Genomic DNA, 939 nt, shown 5'->3' on the forward strand with positions numbered 1-939 from the left:
AATATCAATTTTATATATCCCTTAAACTATTTTTTGCTTTTGGTCTTATGGCTAAATGGAATAATAGCAAGGCCAAGACATATAGCAAAAACAAGAGTCGATCTAATCAAATCATGATCTTGATTATCAAATAATGCACTATAGGCTAAAAATAAGCCAATCGCTAACAAATAACGAAAAATAATCATCCAAATCTTTTTACTCATAAAGCCACGCCTCCTAGAACAAGTTGCTCATACTCAGTTTAATCAATATTAAAAAATTATTCTTGCTAATTCATGTAGCTAAAAAGAGCATAGTTCCCCCTGGAGACTGCTAAGCGCATTTTTAAACTAAACTAGTCAAGCAGTGATCATTTAAAATGATTAGCCCGCTGATTCAAATTGGCTAAACCGGCTAAAATTGTCCGCTGTTTGTTTGTATAGGCAATTCAGTCGCTATTTTAATATAAATATATAGTCCATCGTTAAAACGGCTGAGAAGCGATTTTAGAGCTAATTAAAAAGGGGTGCTTGCTGGCTGCTTGTTTCAGGATGTTCAGCTTGATATTTGGCGTTGGCTTTTTTGTTCCAGTAAATGCTAAACAGATTTTGCATGGTGCCGTACAAGTAGTTCTCTACGTTCTTGATATGTTTCTCGTTGCTTCTCAGAGCATTGAAGTAGCGTCTTAATGTCTTGGTCATTAGAGGTTTTAGTTCGGGATCATCTAAAGTAATCCAAACGCCGAGGTCCTTGTGAGCTTTTTCAATGGCATACTTAGCATTTAAGATAATGCCAATGAAGCGACGCATTTGTTGTGGTGTTCGACACCAGAAACTGAGCAGTTGAATGGCTTCGGGTTCTAAGAAGACTTCCCAGCCACTTTCTGGATCGGTTAAGAACTCGTCAGCATGTTTTACTAAATCTCGATTTTGCTTTTGAATTTCTGCTGGTGAAAAA

General features: G+C 36.6%; 1 protein-coding gene and 1 pseudogene. Both read right to left on the reverse strand.

Features of this window, described 5'->3' with window-relative positions:
- Positions 1–26: 26 nt before the first annotated feature.
- A complete protein-coding gene (locus JCM11969_RS16775; RefSeq protein ID WP_054713022.1) occupies positions 27–206 on the reverse strand; it encodes a hypothetical protein in 180 nt (59 codons plus the stop codon).
- A gap of 288 nt (positions 207–494) precedes the next feature.
- Positions 495–939: pseudogene (locus JCM11969_RS16780) on the reverse strand (replication initiator protein A); the annotation flags it as partial.

Origin of the sequence: Secundilactobacillus paracollinoides DSM 15502 = JCM 11969, from assembly GCF_001311135.1 — a bacterium.
Lineage (GTDB): Bacteria > Bacillota > Bacilli > Lactobacillales > Lactobacillaceae > Secundilactobacillus > Secundilactobacillus paracollinoides.